At 46.5% G+C, this 628-nt stretch carries 1 protein-coding gene; it reads left to right on the top strand.

Going from position 1 to position 628, the window contains the following annotated elements; all coding sequences use genetic code 11:
• On the top strand, positions 1–320 hold a 320-nt coding region (locus ABD256_RS44240), incomplete at its 5' end, for a hypothetical protein (protein WP_344432415.1).
• Positions 321–628: the final 308 nt, after the last annotated feature.

Raw genomic sequence — 628 nt, forward strand, 5'->3', positions numbered from 1 at the left:
TGGTGTTAAGCCTAACACCAGTGCTTGGTTGTGAATCGGAGGAAAGAGTTGTGCTTGGTGAATTTGATGAGACCAAAGCAGGGGAAGTCGAGCTCATGATAGCTGAAGAGCTAAAGGTTGGCGCCACCGCTGAGGAGATAGAAGAGTTTTTTGAAAAGCATGATATAACCCATTCATATGACGAATTCTCTCAGCGGTACCAAGCGATCATTCGTGATGTACCGCGAAGCTCAAAAGCGAACCACGCGATTATTATCTATATCTATGTCAATGATCAGATGAGGCTTCAAGAATATGAAGTTGAGGATTCGTTCAGATAGTGACAAGGGGGGGGCAACGACACCCATGACTTTTCTATAACGTCTCAGCAGGTCGAAAGATTGGACCTGCTGCGAATTTCCAAGGTTGAGGGTATGGGGTAGCGTTACGCCGCATGTGCACCTGCAAGTGAGGGATAACGTTAGTGGTGGCTGGATTGATCCAGCACCCTTTTTCTCTTTGCCTTAGGAGATTGATATGAAAAAGTATATCCCCTTTGTTTTCTTGGTCGCTTTCTTTTCTTCCGCTTGTTTCAGTGGTGAAAAAGAGCGGAACAGTCTTCTAGGGCAGTGGCTGCTTCAGGGCGTCG

It is taken from the genome of Amycolatopsis minnesotensis (assembly GCF_039529815.1).
Lineage (GTDB): Bacteria > Actinomycetota > Actinomycetes > Mycobacteriales > Pseudonocardiaceae > Amycolatopsis > Amycolatopsis minnesotensis.